Genomic DNA, 25,421 nt, shown 5'->3' on the forward strand with positions numbered 1-25,421 from the left:
GCTTAAAATCTTCGCTGAAATTCGATTTGCTCATGATACTCTTCCTGCCTCAAAATTAGGAAAGAAGGCGTCTACAAATCTAGGGGCTATTCAGTTACCATGGCCGCGCTTCCTATCATTACCTTCATCCTGGAGGGGTTCTCGCCCGTATATTCGTGGTCTTGGATGACTGCCCTAGGGTTGCTGATTGTCTCCACCTTCCCGCTTCTCGACGTGCTCGCCAAAAAATCATGAGGATTTAAAATCATTCCGTTCGCCCGCGAAGATATCATATGAAAGCAGCGCGCTTTGCTGCCTACAAGGACATCTCCGGCTACGACTTCGCCGCCAGCGAGATCAACGAGGCGACGGTGCGCCAACTGCATCGATGCGAGTTCATGGACGGAGCGCAGAACATTGTCCTCGTCGGCGGGCCGGGCACAGGCAAAACACACGTCGCGACCGCTCTCGGCGTCCAGGCTAGCCTGCCTCGCGACCGACAGCTTGTGCTCGCGGTCGATCATTTCTTTCCGCCCAGCAATCTCGCCTTGCCGAGCGCACCGGACAAAAAATCGCTCTCCAAGGTCAGTTCGCCGATCTTGGCGTGAAGCGTTTTCACATCGACGGTCGGACCCGCCGGTTCAGGTTTCGCTTCATCGCCGAAAACGCCGGTCGCCCCCTCAAGCAGCTGGTCTTTCCACTGCTTGATCTGGTTGGCGTGCACGTCGAACTGCTGGGACAATTCCACCAGCGTTTTTTCACCTCGGATCGCGGAGAGGGCCACTTTTGCCTTGAAAGCCGGGCTGTGGTTCCGGCGCGGTCGTCTCGTCATGGTATCTCCTGTTCCCGGCATCTAAGCCGAAGTCAGGCAGAAATTCCACTTATCCCAGCTGAGCAGATTTCCCGAGCCACCTCTCAGCGCCTTAGCTATCTTCAATAACTGGGTCGAGGGTTCGGATCCTTTCAAGAGCTGAAGCATATGGTTTCGCTGCTTCTCGGTTCGCTGCCCGGTTATGTCGGTTTCGGCGAGGGCGGCAAGCAAGTACGGCGATGAAAGAGTGGTATTGCAGTTGGAACGCTTCCAAGATGGAGGACGGTTACACGTGGCATCATAACGAGGACACATCAACGATGCAGCTTGTCGATGATTGAATCCATACCGTGAAGTCGAGCGGCGGTGCGCATACCGGCGGCGCTTCGGCAGTAAAAGGCCCTGCATATTGAGGAGTAGGTCATGAGCGTTACTTTAGGTGAATCAATCGCCAAAATGCAGGAAACGGGCGATTGGTCCTTTGAGGAAGACTCTCTCTGGTCTGCTCAAGACATTCGTGAATTTGAGGATTACACCTCGCTGTCAGTGCCGGAGCAACTCGCCGAGGTTCTGATCAACTATGGCTGGAACGGGTTCGAACAACCCGACATATACGCCAACTTCGTTGTGACATATGATGATGGGACGCGCTCTGCGCATGAAGTGCAGGTCCTCGTCTCCGGCAAGAAGCGGTTCTATAACAGACACGATATGTTCATAGCTAGCCCCGCCTGGCCAGAGCAGTTCACTTTGCCGATGATATTCTTTGGTACGGCTGACGGCGGAAACTCATATTTGCTGATGAATGGGAAGGACAGAACCGACAATCGAGTATGGTTGTGGGAGCAGGCTTCCGACCCTTTCGGCACGGGAAATAACGCGCGCGGCTTGGGTTTGGCAGCGCCGTCTCTTTATGAGTTTTTCTACAATCTAAAAAAAGCCAATGAGATATGATGCTCGGTATAAACGAAAAATGGCGGGCAACCTTTGTTCCCGTTTTACCCGTCGCCCATCAAGCGCAACAGTCGGACGATTTCTACGACCGCGAATGATCGGTTTTAGCCCAAACCCGCCATTCGGGTTCATCTTGCCGCTGTATCAATTTAGACGTTCCATCATACCCGCCGGTAATAGCCGGAATGCAGCGTTTTGAGGAACTTCTAAATTTAGCATTTCATTCTTGGAAAGACTGCTGTGGATGCCCCGCATTATTCGGCTCGTTACTCCGTGACAGACAACAACGGTGGGAGCATGGATGTCGTCCGAGAGGTCGCTCAACAACGCACGCACGCGGGCGACAATTTCGTCGTAGCGCTCACCATCAAATGAGTGAAAGAACCATTCATTGCGACCAAGACCATCTCTTGCATGCGGCCACTGCGCTTCGATCTCGTTGTCAGTGAGCCCATCCCATGACCCCATCCCGACCTCTTTAAGACGATCATCGGTGGTTAGGGGGACGTGAACCCCCAAAGTTGCGGCGATAATCGTTGCCGTTTGAATTGCTCGTCCGAGCGGGCTAGTTACGATCCTAGTATTCTGATCCAACCCGTTGCTCCTCAAAATTTCCCCGACTTGGGAAGCTTGAGCGAGGCCAAGGGCTGTCAATGCTGAGTCGCATTGGCCCTGCCATCGTCCGGCGGCGTTGAACTCTGTTTGCCCATGTCGCACCAAGTATATCATCCATCCCTCTCACTTAGGTCTAGGCCAAGGTGGGTTTGGTAATCAGGTTCCAACTAACGAGCAATAGCATTCGCCCTTTTCGGGAAGCCTATGACTGCTCTTGGCGTTTCTGAGACTTGAGGTCATGGCTCTATTCGGCCCTAAGCCCCCATCCGGATACAAAGAGCTGCAGGCTATCTTGTCTGGTCGTCGGTCAAAATGTCTAAGACAGGAATGTTCAATTTGGCGCAGTATGTCACAAGGTCGGCTTTATCTGGCGGGCAAGGCCAATTTGAATATTCGGAACTCTTCCCCTGCCAAACCAACGACTTTTCTCATCTGCGGTCCGTTGGGTGAAGAGCTGAATAAACACGTCAACCTGTCCAATTCGGGCAGTGTCGTCTCGACTAGGAGCTGAAGCCTGGCCGGACGATTGAGGACTATGTCAGGCTGGGACATATCGTCGTCTCACGGCGAGGGGGTGAACTGATGGGGTCGTCTAATCGTAGCTGGAGCGTCAAGATTGAATTTGACGGAGGATCGCTGCAGGGTGCACGGTTGGCTTCGCGGTCGGCATCAACCGCCGTATGATGAAGCTACGCAGCACGAGCCTTCAATGTGGACGACGCATTCAGCTGCGATTAGACAACCCCATCAGTTCAGTACCCAACATGGGAAAGTTCTCTCACGGCGTCATATCGGCCGTTCGGCGGAAGACACGGCACTTCCGCCGCTGACCAATCTCAGCGTATTAGCTTATGAAAAATAACAGGGTCGATGGTTCTGACCGTACAACTGCAAAGTGGTCTTGAGGCCGGCAGTTGGGTTAAAGCGGGCCGCCGACTATCGCCACAATTACGATTGCTTATTATTTAGGGCTTGTGAGACGTAATCACTTTCCCGATCAATCGCAGGCAAGTGGTGTTTTTTTGTTTTCCACTGCCGCGCGAAATCTCACCTTGGCTGCGGACCGACATAGCGGGATTGTGGGCGAATGAGGCGCCCGGTGCGTTCCTGTTCCAACACATGAGAGGTCCAGCCCGCCATACGCCCGGCCGCAAAGACATTGGTGAAGCTGTCGCGCGGAAAACCCACCGCTTCCAGCACGAGAGCGGTATAGAATTCTACATTGGTCTGCAGAGGACGTAGAGGCTTCTTTTCCTTGAGAAGTGCGAGTGCCGTTTCCTCGACTTTACCCGCAAACGCGATCCGGTCAGAGCCCTCCTTCAGGGTGGAAACGGCGTGTTTCAGCACGTCGGCGCGCGGGTCACGCACGCGGTAGATCCGGTGGCCGAATCCCATAAGACGTTCTCCGCGCCCCAGCGTATCCAGCAGCCAGGTTTCGATTTCTGCCTCGGTGCCAATGGCGTCAAGCATATCCAGCACCGGGCCCGGTGCACCACCGTGAAGTGGACCCTTCAAGGCGCAAAGCGCACCGACAACCGATGAAAACAGCCCGGCCTCGGTCGATGCGATCACCCGGGCAGTGAAAGTGGAAGCGTTCAGTCCGTGATCGGCAACGGTGGTCAGATAAGTATCAAGGGCACGCACTTTCTCCGTAGAAGGCATCGTGCCGGACAGCATTCGCAGGAAATCCGCAGAATGGGTAAGTGACGCGTCGGGTGCCATCGGTGCAAGCCCCTGCCTGTTGCGGATGATGGCCGTGGCAAAGACCGGCACGGCTGCGACAGCCACTAAATGATGCGGGGTAGTTTCATCATCCGGCAACGATGACAGCAGAAGGCGCAAGGTCTCGACAGAGGTGAGGGCGGACAGGCCCGGAAGTAGAAGCGGCATCAGTTCGGATGTGCGCAGCCGCGCCTTACCCAGTTGCGAACGAATGTCTTCGGCTGTGAGTTTCGTCGCCGTCTGCCCGGACCACAGAAGTTCCAGCACCTGTTCGAAAGTCCAATCAGCCAGCTCCGCCAGATGATGGCCCCGAATGACAAGCTCGCCCGCCTGGCCGTCTACATGACTGAGCATAGTTTCGGCGGCAACGACATCATCAAGGCCGGGAGCCGGGTTTTTGCCGACAAGAGCGGGGGTGGCAGGCATGGTCAATCTCCTCATTCAACGTGAAACATGCTTGAGGATGCTGCGGTGCACATATATGATCAATCTTGATTCATATAATCAATACGAGATCATCATGCGGCACTCCGACAAGTTCATGACCGCCGATCGCGCTGCGGCCGAATTGGGCATCAGCCGCGCAACGCTCTACGCCTATGTAAGCCGTGGATTCATCCACACGAGCGACGCAGCCGACGATCCGCGCCGTAGGCTCTACAGCGCACACGACATCGAAGCGCTGAAGAAGAGAAAAAACGTTGGGAGGCGTCCCCGGCAGGTGGCTGCGGCTGCGCTTGACTGGGGGTTGCCCGTGCTCGAGTCCGGCGTTACCGAAATTGCGGAGGGCCAGTTACGATATCGCGGTCAGGACGCTCTTGCTCTTTCGCAGACGGCGAGCCTTGAGGATGTTGCCCGGCTGCTATGGGACTGCGGCGAAGCTGATCCATTCGATGATATCAAAGCTGTCCCAACGCCGTGGCCACAACCGATACTAGGCTTTGCCAGAAACCTGCCACTGACAGAGCGGTGCCAGGCTCTTCTCCCTCTTTTAGAAGCGGGCCGGGTGACCGCCTGGCGGCGTGACAACCGACGTCTTTGGCCTGGGGCCGCAGCCATGTTGCGGGGTATCGCCGGTGCCTGCATCTCAAGCCAACCGAAGACGCAGGCGGTTCACCTGTTCTTAGCGGACGCATGGCAGACGGACGCGGCAGGTGCTGATCTCATTCGTCGGGCGCTGGTGCTGCAGGCCGATCACGAGCTCAATACGTCGGCATTTGCGGTTCGCGTCGTCGCTTCGACGGGGGCATCACTGGGGGCGTGTCTGAACGCGGGGCTTTCCGCGCTGAGCGGGCCCCTGCATGGCGGCATGACGAGCCTTGTTGAACTTTTATTCGACGAGCTGGAGCGATATGGGGATGTCGAGCGGGTCATCGACGAACGCCTGCGTCGGGGTGAAGCCATTCCCGGTTTTTATCATCCGCTCTATCCGGACGGTGACCCACGAGCGACTGGCCTGCTGCCCTATCTCCCGCCGGATGCCCAACGCGACGAGCTTCTGCAAATGATGAACGATACTGCCGGGCAACTGCCTACCTGCGATGTGGCGCTCGTCAGCCTCCGGCGAAGCCTGAAGCTGCCTCGCGGTTCGGCGCTCGCACTTTTTGCCGTCGCACGAACTGTCGGGTGGGTCGCCCATGCACTGGAGCAGAAGCTGGATGACAAGCTGATCAGACCGCGGGCCCGTTATATGGGGCAATAGCCCACGATCTTGGGCAGAGCTACGGAAAATCCATCTAATTACTTCGTGGATAAAAGGAGAACTTCAGCCAGCTTACGAACTTCACGACCGGGTCTGTGATGCTGAAATAAAAAATCGCAACGAGAAAATTGCTCTTTAGGGAGCTGCCAACTGGACCATCGTAAAATGTCATTCCGTAGGATCGTGGCCCTTCTCGGAAGGGGAGGAATAAAGCTATCAGTGCGAAAGGTATAACCATGAGGTGAACTTTAGTAATTCCCCACGTAAAGCTATCGTGAGGCTTGGCGAGTTCTACTGAAAAAAGATAGATTATCCGTATAATCATTATTGAACTGATGACGTAATTAGAGAATAAAAATCCATTCCAGCCGTCGATGCTGCCAAAATGTGCTGTTATTTGGCTAATGTAGCGTAAATTTAAGGGCCAAAAAATCCAGAATTCTGCTGCATTAAGGTGATCAACACGAGACCAGAGAAGCGCAGATATCAGAATTCCGACAATAAATGCCGTGAAATACGTGACAACAGATGCCTTGATGAACTTTCTCTCTAACAAGATGACTGAATCTTCGGTCACTACGTAATCCCTATTTGCCGATTAGCATGAATGGAAGACTAACGTGGGCTGCTTAAAACTGTAAGTAGCTGCAATGCTAAACTGGGCGTCTCACGAGGCGATTTCAGGGGCAACCTCCGCCGGGAGGCCGGTCTCGTGGAGCTGTGTCATCGGCGTCGCTCGGATAATCCGATCTGCTGGTGTTGTCGATATTTCGGCGGAAGTTCTGCGGTGGGCAGATCATCGGCCTTGAAGTGTTTGCCCGTGGACCAGGGAAGCATGTTGAGCACCACGCCAAGCCCCGCGATGATTGCAGCAACTGCGGGCCTGGAACCGAATTTGTTCAACCCAAAAAATTTAAAGCCAGAAACAAGAGCACCGAGCGGTTTAATGATCAAAAACGGTATGAACAAGAATGGCAGAGAGACGAGAAAGAATACGCCAGGGATCGCCGCCTCCAGCATAGGGTCGCCGCCGTATCGGAGCCGAATACGCGGGTTACGGGCGATTGCAAAAGGAATAAGTTCTTCCATGAAGCGAACGTAATCGGCTGATTGATCGGTAAGTGTCTCTCCCTGCCAATGCAGCGAGGATATGTCCCTCCATGCGAAGAGCATCCGCAAACGCGCGCTGTAGACTGGAAACCCGGTGGTGCCGACCCCACTCGTTACGTGAACGTGCAGGAACCGAATAGAGGTCCACGGGATGAGACGGGCGGATCCCGCTCGCGTCACCCAAAGGCCTTTGGCGTCGATGAGGTAGGCGGTTGTGATCATTGTGGATCCCACACGATGCATCACGACTTGCGTAGTGAAGCTGTAGGAAATAGGGTCTTCCGTCTGCAATTGAGAGCTCCCGCGCGTTCCAAATGAAAAAGACAAGCTAACTCGGCTTTATTCGCCAATTAGAATGGCCTGTGGCTGGCGATGACCTGATATCATTGCTGTAGGTGGACCCAAGCGATATCGAGCGCTGCGCCTACCATGAACACCACGAGGAAAAGTAGGGCCACCGCAAATGCCGCCGGAATCATATACCGCTATAACGCCTCAACTTCTCCGCTAATTCTTCTCATGGCTTATGTGAAGCAGGCTTCTTCGGTTCATCTTAACTTCCTGCTCGTCTCAATTGCGCTCAGCTTCGCGCTTTTGCCCCAGCTCCTCACGGCGGTGCAACGGCCTTGCCGCAGGATCTGCCAGTGAGGCTTCGCCTCCTCGGTCCGCTGCCTTATCTGCTGCCAGGGGGGCGCATTCCGAGAAGTCTCAACCTCTACAGTTTTGTCACCACCTGCCAGAACAAGCTCCGGTTCCCACTTGCGCCGGTGGACCAATTCAACCTCATGAAACTTTTTGCCCTCGACCTCACGGGGCGGAGAGCGTCGTCAACCTACTGATGCGAGAGCTGACACGCAGCAGTGTCCACCGTTCACGCTACAAAGCCCGCCAGAAAATCTTAGATTACGTTGAGCTGTTCTGCGCCCCGACACGCAAATACAAAAGAAACGGAGTGCTCTCTCCAGTCGCGCCCGGTCAGGTCTATCGCGACGCCGAGGAAACTTGAAAGCGTGGCGCACTTTCAAGGATGACCGCTATTTAACGCCGCTGTCGTCGGCACCTGTTATCGGCTCAAACCCAGCCACTGCGACCGTGCAATCTGCTGTCTCAGCGTAGGGTCATGGCTAAGCTCGGCATGGCGTGTCCGATGCACCATTCGTGCGGTCATCTGAATCTGCTCGGCCTGTTTTGCGAGCTCCGGACGTGCCTCGAGTTCTTCGGCGAACCTGCGAGGATCGGAGCTTCGGAACCGCCGCGTGAGCGCATCGACCACCAGCTTGGCCTCATCAAGCGCGGTCTGGCCCTCAGGTGACGATCGCAGCTCTTCGATGAACTTGCTTCGTCTCTCGACCGGCGCTTTCTCCACCTTGGCAAGGATTCCGGCGCTACGCGATGAGAGGCCGGGCACCTCGATCACGTCACGCTGTTCGCGCTGCCACTGTTCGCTTTGACGTTCCTCGCCAAGCCGTCGCTCCCATGCCTCGGAGACATAGCCAATATGAGCAGAGAGAGATCTTGCATATTGCATCGCTTCTTTCCGCTCCTTGTTGTTTCCGAACAGACCTGACTTGCCGCGCAACTCCCCAAACCTCTCGGGTTGCTCGGCCATGGCTCTTGCCATGGTTTTTACATTGCCGTCCTTCTCGGTCATCGCAGTGCGCAGTCTTGCAGCGACTTCCTCTGGATCACGGAACGCACGCCACAGGAGAGATTCCACCGTATCGAATTGCTGCTCGATAACGGACAACGCCCGTTGCTGCGCCAACTGTTCGATGCTGCGTTGGTGTCGGGTGATCGCTGGTACCAGCGGAGTGGGCTTGCCCGTTTCCAGCGACGATTGCTGGCTGACATCTTCTGTGGGGGCAGGGAGGGCGCCGCCTTGCGACATGAGGTCAGACCACCGAATGCGGCGATACCCCTTATTGTCCTCTGTCCGACCGTCGCGCTGTCCGTCATTGATATTTCGGGCGAACGGATTGCCATTGTATGCGCGGCCCTTGGGCTCTCTATGGCGTAGCGGGAAGCGGATAGATGAAGCCCTTGAATACGCCGCGTCCGGACCTGCATAAACTAGTTCAGCACTGGCACGTATGACCGTGGACCCGCCCGCGAATGCTCCAACACGCTGTGAAATAATGCGGACGTATTTGGCTAGAATCGCTTGAGTCGAGGCAATTTGGTTGAACTCCCTCACATTATGGGCTGCCGCTGATCACTTGAGGTGCTGAGGGAATACAACCGCGAAGTCTCACGCCGCCGCGCACCCTCAGCCCGCCGCCAGTTTCCGGTGCGGTATACAGAGCGTTGCTGGCACCGAGTGAGAAGCTGCCTTCTAAGGAGAGGTTTCTTTGTTCCGGGGAAAAGTTGCTCCCTCCTGACACGGGCGCTAGGTACGTGTGGTTTGAATATGATGGAATATGCTCAGTATGGCTGAGCAATTTATCTCACTGTTAAACCAACTTGAGAGAGACCTTCCTGAAGGGCTGGTCGTGGATGCCGCTTGGCTGGCTGAGGAACGAATGGGGTCGCAAACGCGACTATTACCTTTTTACCAGCAATCCGCTGCCGCTATCTTGCCGGTACGCGGCCGGTGCCAGTCGCCTCCATTGATGAAGGTTCGGGGTCGGGTACGACTGATAATGTGTGTTTGAGACATTTAAGTGCGAAACAGGATCGGGAGTGGCGTACACCCTCGATCTTGTAGAGCTTACGGCGCAGAAACTGCTCGTAGCCTGCGGTTCCTGCCACCGTCACCTTGATGAGATAATCATATTCGCCTGTCGTCAGATAGGCTTCCAGCACCTCCGGAAGAGCGGCCATCGCCTCTCCGAAGCGTTCCAGAACCTCGTCGTCGTGGCGCTCCAGCATCACCTCGATGATAACAGTTTCGGTCAGTCCAAGCTTGGCCTGATCGAGAATGGCGGTATAGCCGCGAATGACCCCTTCGTCTTCCAGCCGCTTGACACGCTGCCAGCAGGGACTGGGCGACAACCCCACCTTTTCCGAAAGCTCCGCATTGCTCAACCTGCCGTTCTCCAGCAGGGTGCGCAATATCTTGCGGTCAATTCTGTCCAGCGGTTTTGTCATCCCCAGTCTCCACAAAATACGTTGCAAAAATCTGCCGTCACTGCGGCAGAATGCGAAAGAAATGTTTTCGGACGGGCGGTTTGGCGCTGGCATTCGAAAGCACCTTCCGCTGATTTTTAAGTACCGTACTGCAAGGTACAGGCAGCAGGGAGGAGCAGGCGTGGCACCCGTAGAACAACATCATTTTCCAAGGCCAAGAACGTTGATCCATCCCGGCATTTCCTCGCCGGTTCGCATCAACAGCCTCCACTCGCCATCCGCGCGCCACGTGCGGCTGTTCATTGCGGCGGGCCGCAGTCTTTACGATGGAATCGTGCAGCCGCTTTTTGAAACCGGCATTGAGAATGCCTCGCTCACCATTCTCGGCGGCTATTTCGACATATTGTCCTATTGCGTCGCCCCGCCCGACCCTTCCGGCAAGGCGGTCATTGCCTATACGAAACCCATCGACGGCGGTGCGGCCTGGCTTGTCTTCGGCAATGCTACGCTCGGGCGCAGCATGACGGGCGAGCCGATCGTCCATTGCCATGCCGCCATGCGCACCGCGGCAGGTGTGGTCAAGGGCGGCCATCTGCTAACTGAATCCTGTTTTGTTGGCGAGAGCGGCGTTTCCGCCCTGGTGACGTCACTCGACAGTTTCGTGCTGCAGCAGTCCTTCGACCCCGAAACCAACATTTCCCTTCTTCAACCCAGGAACCGTACGGAGCGCGCCGATGAACACGCATAACACTGTCGAAATCGGATCCATGGGGCGTGTGGCCTATGCCCGCATCGCACCCAATGAAGACCTTGTTCTCGGTGTCGAAAAACTGTGTCTTGCCGAAGGTTTCAGAAATGCCTTTGTGCGCGGCGCGCTGGGCAGTCTGGTCGATGCCTGCCTCGGCACCCGCAACGGCGCGTTCTTGCAAATACGCGGTCCCGCCGTGGAAATCGTCTCCATTGCCGGCGAAGTGCGTGCCCAGCCGGACGGCTCGCTGCGCGCCTCGCTGACCGGTGTCGTCGCCGATACCGAAGGCTCGGTTTATGGCGGTCCCTTCATCGCCGGAGCTAACCCGGTTTGCATGACTTTTGAAGTGACGCTGGAAGAGTGGTTGCCTGCGGAAAAGCCGCAGGCGGCGTGAGTTGTCGTCAGGCGGGCCGGTGAGTTGCGCAGGGCAACTCATGCGGCGCGCCCCTGTCTTTCGGTCAGAAGTAGCTCGAAGGTAACGCAGACCGGGTTCTTGCCGCGCACCAGCCGCCCGCCGCTGATATGTCTGGTGAGGTCCACCATCGCTATATACAGCATTGCTTGTCGGTCTCCCGACGCGGCCGTGCTGATACGGCCCTTGTTTATGAGGATTTCGCTCGCGTAGGCGTTGAGGCTTATTCCGTCTTCATAATCCGCACCGACCAGGCTGCCAATTCCATTGACTTCGGCTTCTCGCAGACCAAACTGGGTAGAGACCTCTTCGAGTGCCGTGCATATATCGGTATTGGGGCGCACTGTGCATAAAAGTGCCCGAAGACCCGAACCCCTCTGGCGCCGCTGCTGCCCGATGGGTGTAAAAAGGGGGAAATTGGTTTCCTCATCCTTTTGCACATCGAGGATCGCTCCATCCAGCGCCAGAGCTTCAAGCGGTGTTTCTACAGCAAATTCGGTCTCGAAAGGCAGCATATGCCCCATGGAGACAACGCCGTCGGCACTCTTCCATGACCCATGGCAATGCAGAAACGGCGCGCTATCTCGCCGGCCCATATGCAGGCCGGCATCGATGATTGTGCCACCCGGCATGGAAAAGGTTTCGCTATACCATGCGGCATGTGCGTCATCCGGTGCGGCTGCCGGCATGACATAACGCAACCGTTTCATCGGTACGTTCTTCAGTCTGACGTAACCACCTTCGAACCCCAACTCTGCAAAGGCATCGGCAATCGCTTCATTGGCGCTTACGCCGGACCGGACCGTCAGAGTAACAGGATAGGCATGGCAGCCGACGGCGCGAAAGCGTTCAGGCGTTATCAGTCCGGGATGGACGATGTGGCGGGGAAGCTCTTGCGTGCCTGTCTCCGTCATACCGCAAGCCCCGCGGTAATGAAGCCCCCATCCACGGCGAGTACCTGTCCGTTGATGTAGCTTGCGTCATCCGACACGAGGAAAGCCACGGCAGAGGCGATCTCGTCCGTCCTGCCATAGCGATGCATCGGAACGCGGCTATGCCATTGGTCGCGAACATTTTCCGTATGAACCGCCTGGGTGAGGGGAGTATCGACCGGACCGGGAGCAATTGCGTTGACACGAATGCCTGATTGCCCCAGCTCGTTTGCCATTACCATCGTCAGAAGATTGACACCGCCCTTCGAAGCGCCATAGGCACTGCGGCCACGATTTCCACACATGCCGGAAACAGAACTGATATTCACGATCGAGCCGGCAATATCGCGCTCCAGCCAGTAACGTGCGGCAGTGCGCGCTACCGCGAAGCTGCCGACGAGATTGACATCAACGATACGGCGAAATTCTTCGACGCTTGTGTCGACGGACAGCTTGTCGATACCGATGCCGGCGCTGTTGACGACGGCGACCAGATCAACCGCATGATCGGCACCGTTAGCCGTCAGGGCGGCGAATGCCCTCTCTATCGATGCCTCGTCCGCAACATTGCAGACGATGCCGCGCGAGAGATCGATACCGAGCTTTTCGCAGGCTATATCCAGCGCCTCGCGCTTGAGATCCAGCAACCATGGCTGCCAGCCGCGCGCCATCAGGAGCTGCGCAGTGGAGAAACCGATGCCGGATGCACCGCCGGTGATCGCGACGGCCCCTTTTGTCCCTGTCTTCTCTTGTGTCATGCCGTCTCCTCCCGATTGAATGTCACGCCTGTCAGCCTGTCCGCTTTTCTTCGAAAGCCGGCATCTGACCGCGTTTCTCCAGTTCCTCGCGGATCATTTTCTTGGTGATCTTGCCGTAAGCGGATTTCGGCATGGCATCCCAGAACACCACTGATTTCGGCAGCTTGTAGCGGGCCATCTTGCCTTCCAGATAGGCCTTCAGATCGATGGCGGCGATATCCGCGCCCTCGCGGGCCACGCAAACGGCCACACCGACCTCGCCCCACACCGCGTCCGGCACACCCAGAACCGCAGTCTCGCTGATGTCAGGATGCATGAGGATTTTTTCCTCGATTTCACGCGGATAGATGTTAGAGCCGCCGGAAATATACATGTCGGAGGCGCGCCCGGTGATGTAGAGGAAGCCGTTCTCATCGCGATGACCAAGGTCGCCCGTGCGGAACCAGCCATTGCGGAAGGCTTTGGCATTGGCCTCGGGATTTTCGTAGTAGCCGGCGAAAACGGCGGGACCAATCACGCAGATTTCGCCGGTTTCACCGGCGTCAACTTCCTCGCCCGCATCGTTCTGGATCTGCACTTCCATGCCGGTGCGGTCGAAGCCGCAGGTGCCGATGCGCGTTTCCGGACCGTCCTCGGTGTTATGAAAAGAAGGCGGCAGCACGGTGATGTTCCCGGTGACTTCACCCAGGCCGAAATATTGCACTAGCACCGGGCCGAGCTTTGCAAGCGCCCGTATCTGGTCCGCGCGATACATCGGCGCGCCGGCATAGATGACATAGCGCAGCGAGGAGTGATCGAAACGATCCACAGAGGAGTCTTCAACGAGCATTTTAAGGATGGTCGGTACAGTGAAGGCGTTGGTGATATGCCATTTTTCGATCAGCGCCCAGATGGCGGGCACATCGAGTTTTTCCGCCGCCGGAAGCACTGTTTTCGCGCCATGCGCCACCTGCACCAGCTGGTGAATGCCCGCACCGTGTGAAAGCGGGGCAACGACGATGGAGGCGTCGTCCGGTCCGGTGCCGGGCATCAGATCGCAGAGATGGTTGGTGATGACGAACGCCATCTGGCCATGGGTAAGCACTGCAGCCTTGGGCCGGCCGGTCGTGCCTGAGGTGAAGAAGAACCAACACGGGTCATCCCGATCCACTGCCTGGCTTTTGACTTTGTGCCCCATATGACGGGCCACGATGGCATCGTAATCCTCACCGAACTCTGCCGTGCCGATGGCGATGCTGAAATCGATAGTGCTTGCCTCATGGCTGGCTTTAGCATGATCGGGAAAAGCACTGGCGCAAATCATGCCGCGTGCGCCGCTGGCCTTCGCCAGATAGGCAACTTCATCGGGCGATTGACGGTAATTGGTCGGCACCCACACCGCACCCACGCGGAAGCATGCGAACATGGATTCGAACATCTGGTTGTTGTTGGAGGACTGCACCAGAATGCGGTCCCCCTTTCTGACGCCGAATTCAGTCTCCAGCGCATGGGCCATTGCGTCGACGCGGGCTTCCATTTGAGCCCAGCTCCAAGTCTTTTCACCCCAGACGAAACCGATATGGTCCGGGTTGCGGCGTGCCGCCTGCGTCAGGAAATGCGAGAGGTTCATCACCCGCGTGGTGGACGGCGCAACCCCGCCCGCGGGATGCTGCACGGCACTTTGCATCGTCATTTCACACGCTCCATGATCGAGACGTAATTGGCAACCGCCGTGCCACCCATGTTGAACACGCCAGCCAGGGAGGCATTGGGAATTTGCATGTCGCCTGCCTCGCCCATCAATTGCATCGCCGCCATGACATGCATGGAAACGCCGGTCGCCCCGACGGGATGACCTTTCGACTTCAATCCACCCGATGGGTTGATTGGCAGGCGTCCGGTCTTCAGCGCCGTTCCATCCTGGACAACGCGATATCCTTCGCCGGGCTTCGCAAGCCCCATGGCCTCATATTCGATAAGTTCGGCAATGGTGAAGCAGTCGTGCGTTTCAACGAAAGAGAGGTCGTCGAGCGTTGCGCCGGCAAGTTCCAGCGAGCCGGCCCAGGCGCGGCGCGCGCCTTCGAAGGCCAACGGATCGCGACGGCTCAATGCCATGATGTCGTTGACATGCTTACGGCCCCGGAAACCGATGGCGCGGTTGAGTGTGGCTGCCGTTTCTTCGTCGGCCAAAATGATCGCGGCAGCGCCATCAGAAATTAGCGAGCAGTCAGTGCGGCGCAGCGGGCCTGCGACATAGGGGTTCTTGTCCGAAACCGTATTGCAGAAATCGAAGCCGAAATCCTTCCGCATATGTGCATAGGGATTGACCGCGCCATTGGCGTGGTTCTTTGCGGCAATCATCGCCAGCTCTTCCGAGCGGTCGCCATAACGCTGAAAATATGCCTGTGCGATGCGGCCGAACTGACCAGCAAACCCGCCGGGAATATTGGCCTCCTCCGCACGGTAACAGGCGGAGAGCAGGATTTCGCCCACCTCTGCGGTCGGCAGCGCCGTCATTTTTTCGGCGCCGACAACGAGTGCGATGCGGCCGCGGCCGGCTTCGATGAAATCCATGGCGCTGTAGAGGGCGGCCGATCCTGTTGAGCAGGCATTTTCGAAACGCACTGCGGGCGTATAGGCGAGGCGCTCATCGCCCATCGCTACCAGGGCGCCCTGAAAATCTTGCTTCGAGAAGCCATTGTTCATCACGCCGACGAAAATGCCGTCGATATCACTGACATCGACGCCCGCATGGTCTATGGCCGGCGCCACGACCGAAGCCATCAGTTGCTCGGTATTTTCAAGGGCCGACTTGCCGAAAGGCGAATGCGCCCAGCCGACGATCTGCGCTTTGCTCATTTGCTCGTTCTCCTCGTTTGCCGTTTCGTGTCGCCTTCACCGCGCGTGCGGGCGCGGCTGGCCATCATTTCTGCGATGCGTGTCTCGATGCGGGCTACTTCCTCGCGCAGCAGCGCTGCCAGTTCCGGCTGGCGCTCCGGCCGCATGCGGCTGTCCACAGCGGCAATGCTCAGTGCTCCCGCCACAGCGCCATCAGGCGCGCGGATGGCAACGCCAATACCCCAGGAATTAGAAAGGATCAGGCCGGGGTTGAGCGAATAGCCATTGGCTCTTGTCAACTCGACATCACGGCGCAGGCCCTCAAGCGTAATGCCGGGATAATTAGCGGCAATCAGCCCGCTATTGGCCGCAATGATACTTTCCACCTCGGCGTCTGGCAGCGCCGCCAGCATGGCGAGCGAACCCGCGCCAATACCCAAGGGGTGTTCGAAACCTGCCTGAAGCGCATGGGTGCGAACCGGCCAGGTGCCTTCTTCGCGGTAAAGGCACAGGGCAAATGTATCGCGGCGCACGGAAAGGAAGCTCGAATCCTCCGAGCGGCGGGAAATGCGCGTCAGGCCGTCCTGCGCCATTTGAAGAAGGCCAAACCGGCGCGATGACAGGCTGCCCAGCACATAGGTTTCTTCGCCGAGGTAATAACGCCGCGTTTCCTCATCCTGCTCCACAAGGCCGGCACGGATCAGAGCCAGCAGCAGGCGGCGGGCCGTCGGCTTGTTCAGTCCGCTTTCTGTCACGATGACCGAAAGCGCCACGCCGCGTTCCGCGTGCCTCCCGACCATTGAGAGCAGCGCCAGAGCCCGGTCCACCGCGCGCGCGCCCGTCAGATCTTTTTCAACCGGGATCGTTGTTGTTGTTGCCATCTCAGGAAAACGCCCCCACCGCACAGCTTTGCCCGCCATCGACCGGCAAACAGACGCCGGTGATGAACTTAGCCTCATCAGATGCGAGAAAAACGGCGGCGCGGGCAATATCGAAGGCATCACCCATGCGACCCACCGGGACAGCCGCATTTCGCGCCGCCACCATCTCCTCGACAGACGCATATTGATTGCTGATCTGCTTGTAGATCAGTGGAGTGTCGATCATTCCCGGAAGAATGCAATTGGCGCGAATGCCCTGCCGGGCATATTGCATGGCCAGCGCCACAGTCGCCTGATTTACGGCTGCCTTCATGGCGTAATAGGCAAAATAGGGATAGCCGGTCCAGCGAATTGAGGCGAGCGACGAGATATTGACAATGGCTCCGCCGCCCTGCGCCAACATCACCGGCAACACAGCCTTGGAGGTGCGATAAACGGAGCCGATATTGAGATCGACGGAGGCGCGAAAGCTTTCCTCGTCCAGCTCAACCGGCCCGCCCATATGGGTCACGCCGACATTATTGTGCAGAATATCGATGCCACCAAAGGCCTCGCAGGTGCGGGCAACGGTGGCCGATACAGACTGTAGTTCATTGACATCGGCGGCAATTGCAATAGCCTCCAAGCCTTCGCCGCGAATGATCTCAGTCGTCTCTTCGGCTGCGTCAGCGGATAGATCGACACAGGCTACGCGCGCGCCTTCGCGGGCAAATTGCACGGCCGCAGCCTTGCCGTTGCCAAAACCCGGCCCCGATGATCCTGCGCCAAACACAAGCGCGCGTTTTCCCGTCAGGCGACCTGTCAAAGCAGTCTCCATTCCAATCGTAAGACATACTCGGGTTGGCCCCGCTACTGGCGGGGCCAGTTATTCAACAGGCCGGTCAGGTCAGGCTTGCACCAACGGCCTTTTCAAGAATGGCCCAGGCTTCATCGCCGTATTTGCCTTTCCACTCGGAATAGAAGCCTGCCTCTTTCAGCGCGGCGCGGAAAAGTGTCGCATCCGTGTCGTTGAAGGTCATGCCCTTGGAAATCAAATCTTCCTTGACCGAGGCATTGAGCTTCGCCACATCGGCGCGTTCATCCTTGCCCGACTGGTTGAGGTTTTTGGCGACGATGGCGCGCAGGTCATCCGGCAAACGCTCCCAGGCGCGCTTGTTGGCTAGGAACCAGAACCCGTCCCACATATGATTGGTGATCGAGCAGAATTTCTGCACTTCGAACAGCTTTGCGGTGGAAATGATCGCCAGCGGATTTTCCTGGCCATCGACCACACCGGTCTGCAGTGCAGTATAGACCTCGGCGAAATTGATCGAGGCAGGGGCAGACTTGAACGCCTTGAACATAGAAGTCCAGAGCGGGCTCACTGGCACGCGGATCTTGAAGCTTTCGAGATCGGCCGGCGTGGCGATGGGCTTGGAAGCGCTGGTGATCTGGCGGAAGCCGTTATCCCAGATGGTGTCCATGGCAACGAGATTCTGCTTGGCAATTTCGCCACGGACATATTTACCGAGATCGCCATCCATGGCCGCCCATACGGACTGGTAGTTCGGGAAGGCGAAACCGATGCCGCTGATGGAGGCGTTCGGTACGAGCGTCGACAGGATCAGCGGCGAAAGCGTGAAGAATTCAACGCCTCCAGAGCGCACCTGGCTCAATACGTCTGTGTCGGCACCCAGCTGGCTGCTGGGGAAGATGCTGATATTGACGTGCCCATCGGTCTCTTTGGCGATACGCTCGGCGGCCTCCTTGGCGCGAATGTTCATCGGGTGCGCCGCAGGCAGATTATTGGCATATTTATAATTGTATTGGGCAGCGCGGGCGCGCGACACGAAGGCGGTGGCCAGGACGGCGGAACCGGCGCCGGCGAGTATGGTACGTCTGTTGATATTCATTGCTTTCTCCTCCCAAAATAAAGCAGGTATCATTCATCGGCGTGGCGGGCGGACCCGCCACGGTCTCAGAGCAGAATGGTCGAAAATCCGGGGATTGCTGCAATCAGCAGCAGGCCGATGATCATGGCTGCGAGATAGGGCCAGATGGCCCCCATGGCTTCGTCCGGCGACACGTTGCCGATCTTGCAGGCGATGTAAAAGCCGATACCGATGGGCGGCGCCATCAGGCCGATATTCATGGCGACCACCACGACCATGGAATAATGGATGTCGTTGATGCCAAGCGTGCGGGCGATGGGGAACATGATCGGCGCGAGCAGAACGATTGCTGGCAGTCCTTCCAATACGCAGCCCAGGATCATGAAAATCAGGATCGACACGACCATGTAGGTCATCCAGCCGCCCGGAAGATCGGTAATCATCGCGGTCAGCTGGAAAGCAAAGCCGCTCTGCGTCAGCCCCCAGGCCATGGCCGATGCACAGCCGAGGATCAGCAGGATCGCCCCTGAAAGGGCTGCCGTCTCGACCAGCATCGAATATAGCTTCCTGAGGCTGATGCCGCCATAAAGCACTGCGCCGACGATCATGGCATAGAGCACGGCAATAGTGGATACTTCGGTTGCCGTGGCGACACCGCCGCCCACCAGGCTGCGGATGAGGAAGGGCAGAACGAGCGCCGGTGCGGCAATCAGGGCTGCCTTGCCGACCTGCGGCCATGGCGTGCGCTTTGCGCCTTCCATGTTTTCATCCCGCGCCTTCCAGCGGGCCAGAACGGCCAGCACCAGAAGCAGTACCATTGCAATCATGAAACCGGAGGTGAAGAGGCCGGCAATAGACACACCTGCCGCGGAACCCAGAACGATCAGCACGATTGAGGGCGGAACCGTATCGGCCATGGCGGCGCCGGTGGCCAGAAGCGCGATCATTTCCTTGGGTTTGTGGCCACGGCGCTTCATTTCCGGAAACAGCGCCGGTGCGACGGTTGCCATATCAGAAACCTTGGAGCCGGAAATGCCGGAGACAAGAAACAGAGAACCGAGCAGAACATAGGACATGCCCGCGCGAATGTGGCCAAACATAGAGGACAGAAGCTCGACAATCGCCTTGCCCATGCCGGTAGCATCGAGCACGCAGCCCAGCAGCACGAAGACTGGCACTGACAACAGAATGATGCCGGACATGCCCTCATCCATGCGTCCGATCATCACAATGGTCGGAACCCAGGTGGTGAAGGTCAGATAGGCGAGGGTTCCAAGGCCGAAGCAGAAGGCAATCGGAACACCCAGCACCAGAAATACCGCAACGAACAGGCCGAGGAAGATCGCCAGATTAAAATTGCCGAGGGATTCCAGCATCGGCGATGCCAGATAGAGCAGGCCGGAGGCAACCGCGACCGTTCCAAGGGCCGCAATGATATCGCGCAGATTTTCTCGTCGAAAGAGATTGTTAAGCACCAAAAGCAGCATGAGACAGGCGCCGACCGGCAACGCCGCAGCGCGAAACGACATCGGAATATTCAGCGCCGCTGACGTGACCACCCACTCCTCGATGGCGTATTCCATGGCGGGCTTGATGATTGCCGCAAGAAATGTCGCCACCAGCAACAGTGCCAGGGAATTGATATAGCCCAGAACACGTTGCGGGAACATGTTAAGAAACAGCGTGAGGCGCAGGTGTTCACTGCGATCGATCGCGATTGCCGCGCCCAGCATGGCAAACCACAGAAAGCACAAGGACGCCGTTTCATCGATCCAGACAATCGGTAGATGCAGGGCATAACGTGACGTCACGCCCAGCAGAAGCAGGCCGATCATCACCGCCAGCAGCACCGCCGCCACGGCCTCGATAGGGCGCATGAACCAGGAGCCCGTTACCTGTCCGGTGTGCAACAGTTCGCCATCGAGTACAAATACGTCGTCATTCGCGTTTGCGGTCATGGTCATCGGGGCCTCCTCTCCCACGGAACAACCTTCGCAATGAACATGTCTGCAAAACAGAACGTCCGTGTCACGACCGCGACATCAGCACAGCTGTTGTTGCCAGACAGGCCAGACCCCTCCAAAGGTCTGAATGTATCGGGATATTGCCTCCACAATATGGACCGTTACAAAATCATGTATTTGGGATACACAGGAAAATTCATGAAATCAACAGTAAATAGACGGATTTATGCAGCTAATTTGTGCATCTAAGAGGTCCATATAGTGGATCATACTTGATATGAGCCCTCATTCCTCATGATCGCCTTGCAGCGCGGCACCTCGTTCAAAGGCCAGTCATTGCAAATCGTGCCTACCTATTAGAGCAGGTCGCCAGACATCCGGGACGCCTGCGTCGCGTTACAGAGAGCCGGAAAACATGTCTGCCTGGCATTAACTGGCGGGGTGGGAAGAGCTGCGACGTGACGACCACTGGTCGCAAAAGGAAAAATGCCGGTGGTGCGGCTGAGCGCTCCCTAAACGGCAATACAGGCGTCGATTATCTATCGAAACCTTCCCTCGCGGTGGTTTCTTGACCTAACGTTATGCGGCAAGAAAATATGTTCTTCGCGACGTCACCGCTTGGAATTCTTCCTGGCAAGCGCGGGGCGACGCGTCGCCTCGCCTTTTCTTCGCGACCGCAGCGGATGCAGAGCGGATTGATCCGATGCGGCAGGTAAGCGGTTGCTGCATCCGGCGGCGCCCCGCCATGCTGCGTTCAGACCAGAGCCAGAATCCGGGCCGGACCACCCGTTCCGCCTCTGTGCAGGCGCGCCGACGACGATTGTCGCGCCCTTTACCGGCAAAGCCTCAAGGTTGTTGAGGCCTTCTGCGGATCGAGCGCCCGCTTCGACACAGTACCCCAACGCCCGATCCCCCGAAATATGCTCTCGTTTTCGATTTTCGCCGCCACCATCCAGTCGTTTAGCGCCTCGACCGGCCGACCGGTCAGATAAACGACATCATCCTGCTCGTCCGAAGTGGTCTTGGTGCGGCCGAGATGGATGGCAAGCGAGAGCAGGTCAATCCCTATAACCTTCTGCGTCATCCCACAGGTCGAGTGTGGCCGCCTGATTTCATGCGGCGTAGAAAATTGGTGTGAACGGTAAAATGCGTTTATTGATCCCTTTAGTGGAACAATAAACTCATTACTCAAGTTATTGGACCCCTTTTAGTGGGTCTATTCATGTCCCACTCTCATGGTCACCTGATGCCGAAACCTTTTCTCTAAGCCGGTGCCGTTCGATGCGCTGCTTGCAGCATACAAATAGCGCGTCCGTGCAACGCTTTAGCAACTGCTGCCAGCATACCTCTCTATGCATCGCCGTTGACAACTCATGGCAACCGAAGACGCCCAAGAAAGACCAGAATAAATGATACCGAACGCACCTACCGACAATCTCTACAAATTTGTGACGTTCCTCGGCGTGGCGCTAATTGCGTTCAGTAGCTGGTCGCTTTCAGAGGCGACGAAACGTCGAGATGTTGCCGTATTGGAGCAGGCGAAGAGATTACAAACACAAGCGCTGCAGGACGCCTCAATCCAATCAAAAGTCGCTGACATACAGGCATTGCAATCTCAACCAACCGATAACCTTCAGGTGAAAATTGCGCAAACTAACCAGTTGCAGATGGAACTAATCTTACTGGCCACCCGAAAAATGCAAGATGCAATGAACGACATGCAGCCTGAACTCGTGGTTCTTCAGCACGAAGGCGACGTGGAGATGTATCGATATGGCGTTGGATTCGGGATTGTGATGACAATAGTTGGTAGTCTGTGCTGGTATGTTCTCCACCAGCGACACCAAGATGCTCTTTTGCGAACACAAGTTACAACCGCGAAACTGCCTTCCAACTCCGACAGATCAAGCGTAAAACCTGCCCGGCATCCAATCTGGAAGCGCGTGCCGTTGAGACGTCGACCTGAATAGTCCCCTATCAATTGATGCCGTACTTCGCTCCTTTTTTGGAGAATCCCGCAGGCTAAGATGCAATGAATGCGGTGATATGTCATTAACGCGCATAACAGCATTTACAGCATTGTTGTATTTTATGGATTTATCTATGTCGCTGTGCTATCGTTGCGACGCAAGACGGGAGTATGATCGATGGCAAGCTCAGGTAATTCTTATACGACGAGTGATCTTTCCAGGAAGTCCGGTGATATCATCGCCGAGGCACTTCGCCATCCGGTGACGATCACCCAGCGCAACAAGCCTCGTCTGGTCCTTCTTAATATTGAGGATTATGAACGTTTGATGCGGCAGTCTGATCTGCGCGCGGTAGGCACTATCGATAATATGTCTGACGCTTTGTTTGACGAGTTCGAGGCGGCAGTCGAGGCTTATGCGGAAACGGAAGAGATGGTTCGGTGAGCGGTTTCGATGACATCGAGACTGCAGTCGTAATCCGCTACCCTTATCTGTGGAGCCGGGAGGCTTCGCTCGGTGAAACCGAAGGTCGGAAGGGTCGACCCGTTGTTGTTGGCGTGAGGCTCGCCCGTGCGGACGGCGACATGGTTCTGTTCTTTCCCATCACGACAAAGCAGCCGGAAACTGATCGTTTTTCTATTGAGATCCCAGCGATTGAAAAGCGCCGGGCCGGTCTTGATGCAGATATGCGGCTCTGGATCATTTTGGATGAGTATAACAGCGATATTATCGGACATTCTTTCTATCTGGAGCCGGAGCCTCCTGTGGGGCGGTTCAGCAAAGCTTTTTTTCTCCCCGTTCTTCGGGAGTTTATTGCGCGTCGTCGGTCATCCAGCGAGGTTTACCGCGCCCGATAAATAACCGGGCGATGTTCGCGCTACGGGCCTGGTGGGATTGCCATTTGAACCGCGGTCCCGTGCAGAAGCGAAATCCGGTGCACTACCGCCAATAAGATGGTGACGGTCAACGGGATAGCAACGCAGACCAATACCGCGACGCGCCTGATGTCCGGGTCATGTGAGTGTTGCAGTCAGGCCGAATGCGGGCTATATGTAGGCATGTACCTACATAGGGGCTTCGTATGAGTATGACAAGTTTTTCCAGCCGTGAGGTCAATCACGATGTCAGCAAGGCAAAGAAAGCCGCTCAGGCGGGACCTGTGATCATCACCGATCGTGGCAAGCCTTCTCATGTGTTGATGACGTACAGCGAGTTCGAGCGCCTCACCGGAAGGCGCCGCAACCTCGTCGACGCACTGTCAATGCCCGGACTGTCGAAGACTGACCTTGATATCCCAAGAGCGGAAATTGTTACCCGCGAGATTGATCTGTCTTGAAGTACCTGCTCGACACGGATGTTGTTTCCGAGCTGCGCAAGGCTGGAGACGGCAAGGCAGATGCAAACGTCACTCGGTGGGTCAGCGCGCAGGATTCGAGTGATCTGTTTATTTCTGCGATCACGATCCTTGAGATTGAACGCGGCATATTGAGCCTTCAGCGCCGTGATGGTTCCCAGGGAGCTCTCTTGCGGAAATGGATGGATGACCGTGTCCGTCCTGAATTCGAGGGCCGTATTCTTCCCATCGATGATGCCGTAGTAACACGTTGCGCCCATCTGCATATCCCGGACCGTCGCAACGGGGCCGATGCCTTGATCGCCTCGACGGCGCTTGTTCACAACCTGACCGTTGTTACGCGCAACGTACGGGATTTCGACGGTACCGGCGCTATCGTTGTCGATCCGTGGCAGGGCTGATTTTTTGGGAATACACTCGTGCACATCCTTCTGCCGCCGCCAGTTCAGTAGCAGCGGACATGAGCAGGTTTCCTGTGCACGAGGGCTCGTGCTGCTGGACCGGAGTGTCTTTAAGCCATGCCTTACACGCCTTTTATGATGTCGCAGATACCCTTGCGGATGACGTCCTTGTCGGCGATCTGTCCTGCCTGAATGTTGAAAGCAGCATCGATCCGGACAGCGGCGCCTTTCTGGCGGGCGACAACGCGCAGCGTCTGAATCCTGCCGCTTCCGCTGGTTTTCTGATGGGCATCGATTGACGACAGTTCCTTGTTGATCTGGATACCTGAGAAACCTTCTGCTGCGACGGCCTGGGCGAGCTTTTGAAGGACAGCGGGTGCTTTGGCTTTCGGCAGTTCCTGAAAGGATTTGTAAGAGACAGCTGTGACCATCGGCACACCTGAGACTGTGAAGTTTTTCTCGCACGATGCTGCGAAGGCCGGGCTGGAGACGGTGATCAGACCGAGAATTGCGATGGCATGTTTCATATTGCGTAATCCGGTTGTTGGTGAAGGTTTTCAGCTGTTGGCCGCATCAGACTGTCGACCGTTTTCCTCTGTAGGTTGATGGCGGCGGTAATGCTTCATGGGCTTGCGCAAGCGTTTCCAGCCATGTTGCGAGGCCATCGGGAACTGTATCGTTGCCGGCTTCCAGCGCCTCGATCCATGAGAGTTCACATTGCAAGTCAGAGGCAATATTGATCGGCGTCCAGCGGATCACCCGCAGGCATTCATTAAAGCGTTCTGGCGACATGATGATTTGTTATGTTCCCCCTATTTTCGCGCAGAGGCTCCCTCACGCAGCCGCGATAGTCAATCATTTTTACAACTTTTGATAGGCTGAACGGTCCGTATTTACCTGTCATTCGATCACATGAGGGGAGCACGCGCTGCAGGGCGTGCGGGCGGAATATTATACCTTCGTAATTGCTATTAATACATATATTTGTATATTTATACTTGATGCTGGGAATGGATTTCCCTTTGGCGAGGGTGGGTGGGTGGCTTGGTTAGGATCAGATCAACGGCTGGAGGGTGTTGTCGATAAAACATATAATTTATTCAACCGGGCATGCAAAACATATAAATAAGCATAAACCAACCGCATTAAGGGGAGGAATGGGGATTTGATTGGTAAAGCTCGCCTGTTTGTGCGCAGATAATTTTGGACCGCTATAACCATGTGATTTTATATAGCTTTTTACAGCGAGGTGGATTTATTTATATAGGGAAGCGGGAAGGAATCTGATTGGGAAGTGGATTGAAAAGGCGATGAAAACTAGCGGCGATCGATTATAATAACAATATCATGATAT

General features: G+C 56.3%; 24 protein-coding genes and 4 pseudogenes. 11 read left to right on the top strand and 17 right to left on the bottom strand.

Annotation, left to right across the window (positions count from 1 at the left end):
• Positions 1-251: 251 nt before the first annotated feature.
• Positions 252-461 (top strand): annotated as a pseudogene (locus ACFVTJ_RS24960) (ATP-binding protein); the annotation flags it as partial.
• Here the strand turns inward: ACFVTJ_RS24960 and ACFVTJ_RS24965 are convergent.
• Positions 452-832 (bottom strand): annotated as a pseudogene (locus ACFVTJ_RS24965) (transposase); the annotation flags it as partial. The pseudogenes ACFVTJ_RS24960 and ACFVTJ_RS24965 overlap by 10 nt on opposite strands.
• A gap of 197 nt (positions 833-1,029) precedes the next feature.
• Between ACFVTJ_RS24965 and ACFVTJ_RS24970 the strand changes: the two are divergent.
• Both ACFVTJ_RS24970 and ACFVTJ_RS24975 read left to right on the top strand, forming a co-directional pair.
• On the top strand, positions 1,030-1,131 hold the full coding sequence (locus tag ACFVTJ_RS24970) for an HNH endonuclease (protein WP_386911209.1): 102 nt from the start codon (positions 1,030-1,032) through the stop codon (positions 1,129-1,131).
• An 82-nt stretch (positions 1,132-1,213) separates the two neighbouring features.
• Positions 1,214-1,744, top strand: coding sequence for an SMI1/KNR4 family protein (locus ACFVTJ_RS24975; protein WP_386911210.1), 531 nt, complete (start codon positions 1,214-1,216; stop codon positions 1,742-1,744).
• Between the two features lie 144 nt (positions 1,745-1,888).
• Here the strand turns inward: ACFVTJ_RS24975 and ACFVTJ_RS24980 are convergent, their stop codons facing one another.
• Positions 1,889-2,473 (bottom strand): histidine phosphatase family protein, encoded by a 585-nt coding sequence (locus ACFVTJ_RS24980; protein ID WP_386911211.1) that lies wholly within the window; start codon positions 2,471-2,473, stop codon positions 1,889-1,891.
• A 933-nt stretch (positions 2,474-3,406) separates the two neighbouring features.
• Positions 3,407-4,507: a citrate synthase/methylcitrate synthase gene (locus ACFVTJ_RS24985; RefSeq protein WP_386911212.1), complete on the bottom strand. Its 1,101-nt coding sequence runs from the start codon at positions 4,505-4,507 to the stop codon at positions 3,407-3,409.
• Positions 4,508-4,562: 55 nt separating this feature from the next.
• Here ACFVTJ_RS24985 and ACFVTJ_RS24990 point away from each other — a divergent pair, with 55 nt between their 5' ends.
• Positions 4,563-5,783 carry a citrate synthase family protein gene (locus ACFVTJ_RS24990; protein WP_386911213.1) on the top strand — a complete coding sequence of 407 codons (1,221 nt, stop codon included), beginning with the start codon at positions 4,563-4,565 and terminating at the stop codon, positions 5,781-5,783.
• Between the two features lie 723 nt (positions 5,784-6,506).
• Here ACFVTJ_RS24990 and ACFVTJ_RS24995 read toward each other — a convergent pair.
• The 3 genes and pseudogenes from ACFVTJ_RS24995 to ACFVTJ_RS25005 form a co-directional block, all read right to left on the bottom strand.
• Positions 6,507-7,115: a hypothetical protein gene (locus ACFVTJ_RS24995; protein WP_386911214.1), complete on the bottom strand. Its 609-nt coding sequence runs from the start codon at positions 7,113-7,115 to the stop codon at positions 6,507-6,509.
• Between the two features lie 841 nt (positions 7,116-7,956).
• A pseudogene (locus ACFVTJ_RS25000) lies at positions 7,957-8,871 on the bottom strand (BID domain-containing protein); the annotation flags it as partial.
• Between the two features lie 590 nt (positions 8,872-9,461).
• On the bottom strand, positions 9,462-9,980 hold the full coding sequence (locus ACFVTJ_RS25005) for an Lrp/AsnC family transcriptional regulator (RefSeq protein WP_386911215.1): 519 nt from the start codon (positions 9,978-9,980) through the stop codon (positions 9,462-9,464).
• A 160-nt stretch (positions 9,981-10,140) separates the two neighbouring features.
• On the opposite strand from ACFVTJ_RS25005, the gene ACFVTJ_RS25010 reads away from it, so the two are divergent.
• Positions 10,141-10,707, top strand: coding sequence for a DUF296 domain-containing protein (locus ACFVTJ_RS25010; protein WP_386911216.1), 567 nt, complete (start codon positions 10,141-10,143; stop codon positions 10,705-10,707).
• The gene (locus ACFVTJ_RS25015; protein ID WP_035199191.1) at positions 10,694-11,101 is read left to right on the top strand and encodes a PPC domain-containing DNA-binding protein; all 408 of its coding nucleotides are present in this window, start codon (positions 10,694-10,696) and stop codon (positions 11,099-11,101) included. The genes ACFVTJ_RS25010 and ACFVTJ_RS25015 overlap by 14 nt, the downstream gene beginning before the upstream one ends.
• 38 nt (positions 11,102-11,139) lie before the next feature.
• Here ACFVTJ_RS25015 and ACFVTJ_RS25020 read toward each other — a convergent pair whose 3' ends face one another.
• The 9 genes and pseudogenes from ACFVTJ_RS25020 to ACFVTJ_RS25060 form a co-directional block, all read right to left on the bottom strand.
• Positions 11,140-12,033 carry a PCC domain-containing protein gene (locus ACFVTJ_RS25020; protein WP_386911217.1) on the bottom strand — a complete coding sequence of 298 codons (894 nt, stop codon included), beginning with the start codon at positions 12,031-12,033 and terminating at the stop codon, positions 11,140-11,142.
• Positions 12,030-12,809 carry an SDR family NAD(P)-dependent oxidoreductase gene (locus tag ACFVTJ_RS25025; protein WP_080866687.1) on the bottom strand — a complete coding sequence of 260 codons (780 nt, stop codon included), beginning with the start codon at positions 12,807-12,809 and terminating at the stop codon, positions 12,030-12,032. The genes ACFVTJ_RS25020 and ACFVTJ_RS25025 overlap by 4 nt, the downstream gene beginning before the upstream one ends.
• A gap of 31 nt (positions 12,810-12,840) precedes the next feature.
• Positions 12,841-14,481 carry an acyl-CoA synthetase gene (locus tag ACFVTJ_RS25030; RefSeq protein ID WP_386911218.1) on the bottom strand — a complete coding sequence of 547 codons (1,641 nt, stop codon included), beginning with the start codon at positions 14,479-14,481 and terminating at the stop codon, positions 12,841-12,843.
• Positions 14,478-15,647, bottom strand: coding sequence for an acetyl-CoA acetyltransferase (locus ACFVTJ_RS25035; RefSeq protein ID WP_003517520.1), 1,170 nt, complete (start codon positions 15,645-15,647; stop codon positions 14,478-14,480). The genes ACFVTJ_RS25030 and ACFVTJ_RS25035 overlap by 4 nt, the downstream gene beginning before the upstream one ends.
• Positions 15,644-16,507, bottom strand: a complete 864-nt coding sequence (locus ACFVTJ_RS25040; RefSeq protein ID WP_386911219.1) for an IclR family transcriptional regulator — start codon at positions 16,505-16,507, stop codon at positions 15,644-15,646. Before ACFVTJ_RS25040 ends, ACFVTJ_RS25035 begins: the two co-directional genes overlap by 4 nt.
• Position 16,508: 1 nt before the next feature.
• A complete protein-coding gene (locus tag ACFVTJ_RS25045) occupies positions 16,509-17,312 on the bottom strand; it encodes an SDR family NAD(P)-dependent oxidoreductase (protein ID WP_386911220.1) in 804 nt (267 codons plus the stop codon).
• Positions 17,313-17,388: 76 nt separating this feature from the next.
• On the bottom strand, positions 17,389-18,399 hold the full coding sequence (locus ACFVTJ_RS25050; protein WP_386911221.1) for a TRAP transporter substrate-binding protein: 1,011 nt from the start codon (positions 18,397-18,399) through the stop codon (positions 17,389-17,391).
• Positions 18,400-18,464: 65 nt separating this feature from the next.
• Positions 18,465-20,342, bottom strand: coding sequence for a TRAP transporter large permease subunit (locus ACFVTJ_RS25055; RefSeq protein ID WP_386911222.1), 1,878 nt, complete (start codon positions 20,340-20,342; stop codon positions 18,465-18,467).
• Between the two features lie 844 nt (positions 20,343-21,186).
• Positions 21,187-21,408, bottom strand: a pseudogene (locus tag ACFVTJ_RS25060) (integrase); the annotation flags it as partial.
• A 343-nt stretch (positions 21,409-21,751) separates the two neighbouring features.
• Between ACFVTJ_RS25060 and ACFVTJ_RS25065 the strand changes: the two are divergent.
• From ACFVTJ_RS25065 to ACFVTJ_RS25085, 5 genes are all read left to right on the top strand, one after another.
• The gene (locus tag ACFVTJ_RS25065) at positions 21,752-22,312 is read left to right on the top strand and encodes a hypothetical protein (protein ID WP_386911223.1); all 561 of its coding nucleotides are present in this window, start codon (positions 21,752-21,754) and stop codon (positions 22,310-22,312) included.
• 177 nt (positions 22,313-22,489) lie between these two features.
• The gene (locus tag ACFVTJ_RS25070; protein WP_386911224.1) at positions 22,490-22,756 is read left to right on the top strand and encodes a type II toxin-antitoxin system prevent-host-death family antitoxin; all 267 of its coding nucleotides are present in this window, start codon (positions 22,490-22,492) and stop codon (positions 22,754-22,756) included.
• Positions 22,753-23,169 carry a hypothetical protein gene (locus ACFVTJ_RS25075; protein ID WP_013760951.1) on the top strand — a complete coding sequence of 139 codons (417 nt, stop codon included), beginning with the start codon at positions 22,753-22,755 and terminating at the stop codon, positions 23,167-23,169. The genes ACFVTJ_RS25070 and ACFVTJ_RS25075 overlap by 4 nt, the downstream gene beginning before the upstream one ends.
• Positions 23,170-23,393: 224 nt before the next feature.
• Positions 23,394-23,648: a type II toxin-antitoxin system Phd/YefM family antitoxin gene (locus ACFVTJ_RS25080; protein ID WP_111803311.1), complete on the top strand. Its 255-nt coding sequence runs from the start codon at positions 23,394-23,396 to the stop codon at positions 23,646-23,648.
• Entirely contained in the window at positions 23,645-24,067 is a 423-nt protein-coding gene (locus ACFVTJ_RS25085; RefSeq protein WP_386911225.1) for a type II toxin-antitoxin system VapC family toxin, read from the top strand. Before ACFVTJ_RS25080 ends, ACFVTJ_RS25085 begins: the two co-directional genes overlap by 4 nt.
• A gap of 122 nt (positions 24,068-24,189) precedes the next feature.
• On the opposite strand, the gene ACFVTJ_RS25090 is transcribed toward ACFVTJ_RS25085, so the two are convergent.
• Both ACFVTJ_RS25090 and ACFVTJ_RS25095 read right to left on the bottom strand, forming a co-directional pair.
• A complete protein-coding gene (locus tag ACFVTJ_RS25090) occupies positions 24,190-24,594 on the bottom strand; it encodes a hypothetical protein (protein ID WP_386911226.1) in 405 nt (134 codons plus the stop codon).
• Positions 24,595-24,640: 46 nt separating this feature from the next.
• Complete coding sequence (locus ACFVTJ_RS25095) at positions 24,641-24,859, bottom strand: hypothetical protein (RefSeq protein ID WP_386911227.1); 219 nt, start codon at positions 24,857-24,859, stop codon at positions 24,641-24,643.
• Positions 24,860-25,421 lie beyond the last annotated feature (562 nt).

This window comes from Agrobacterium sp. NPDC058088 (assembly GCF_042885035.1).
In the GTDB taxonomy this organism is placed as follows: Bacteria; Pseudomonadota; Alphaproteobacteria; order Rhizobiales; family Rhizobiaceae; genus Agrobacterium.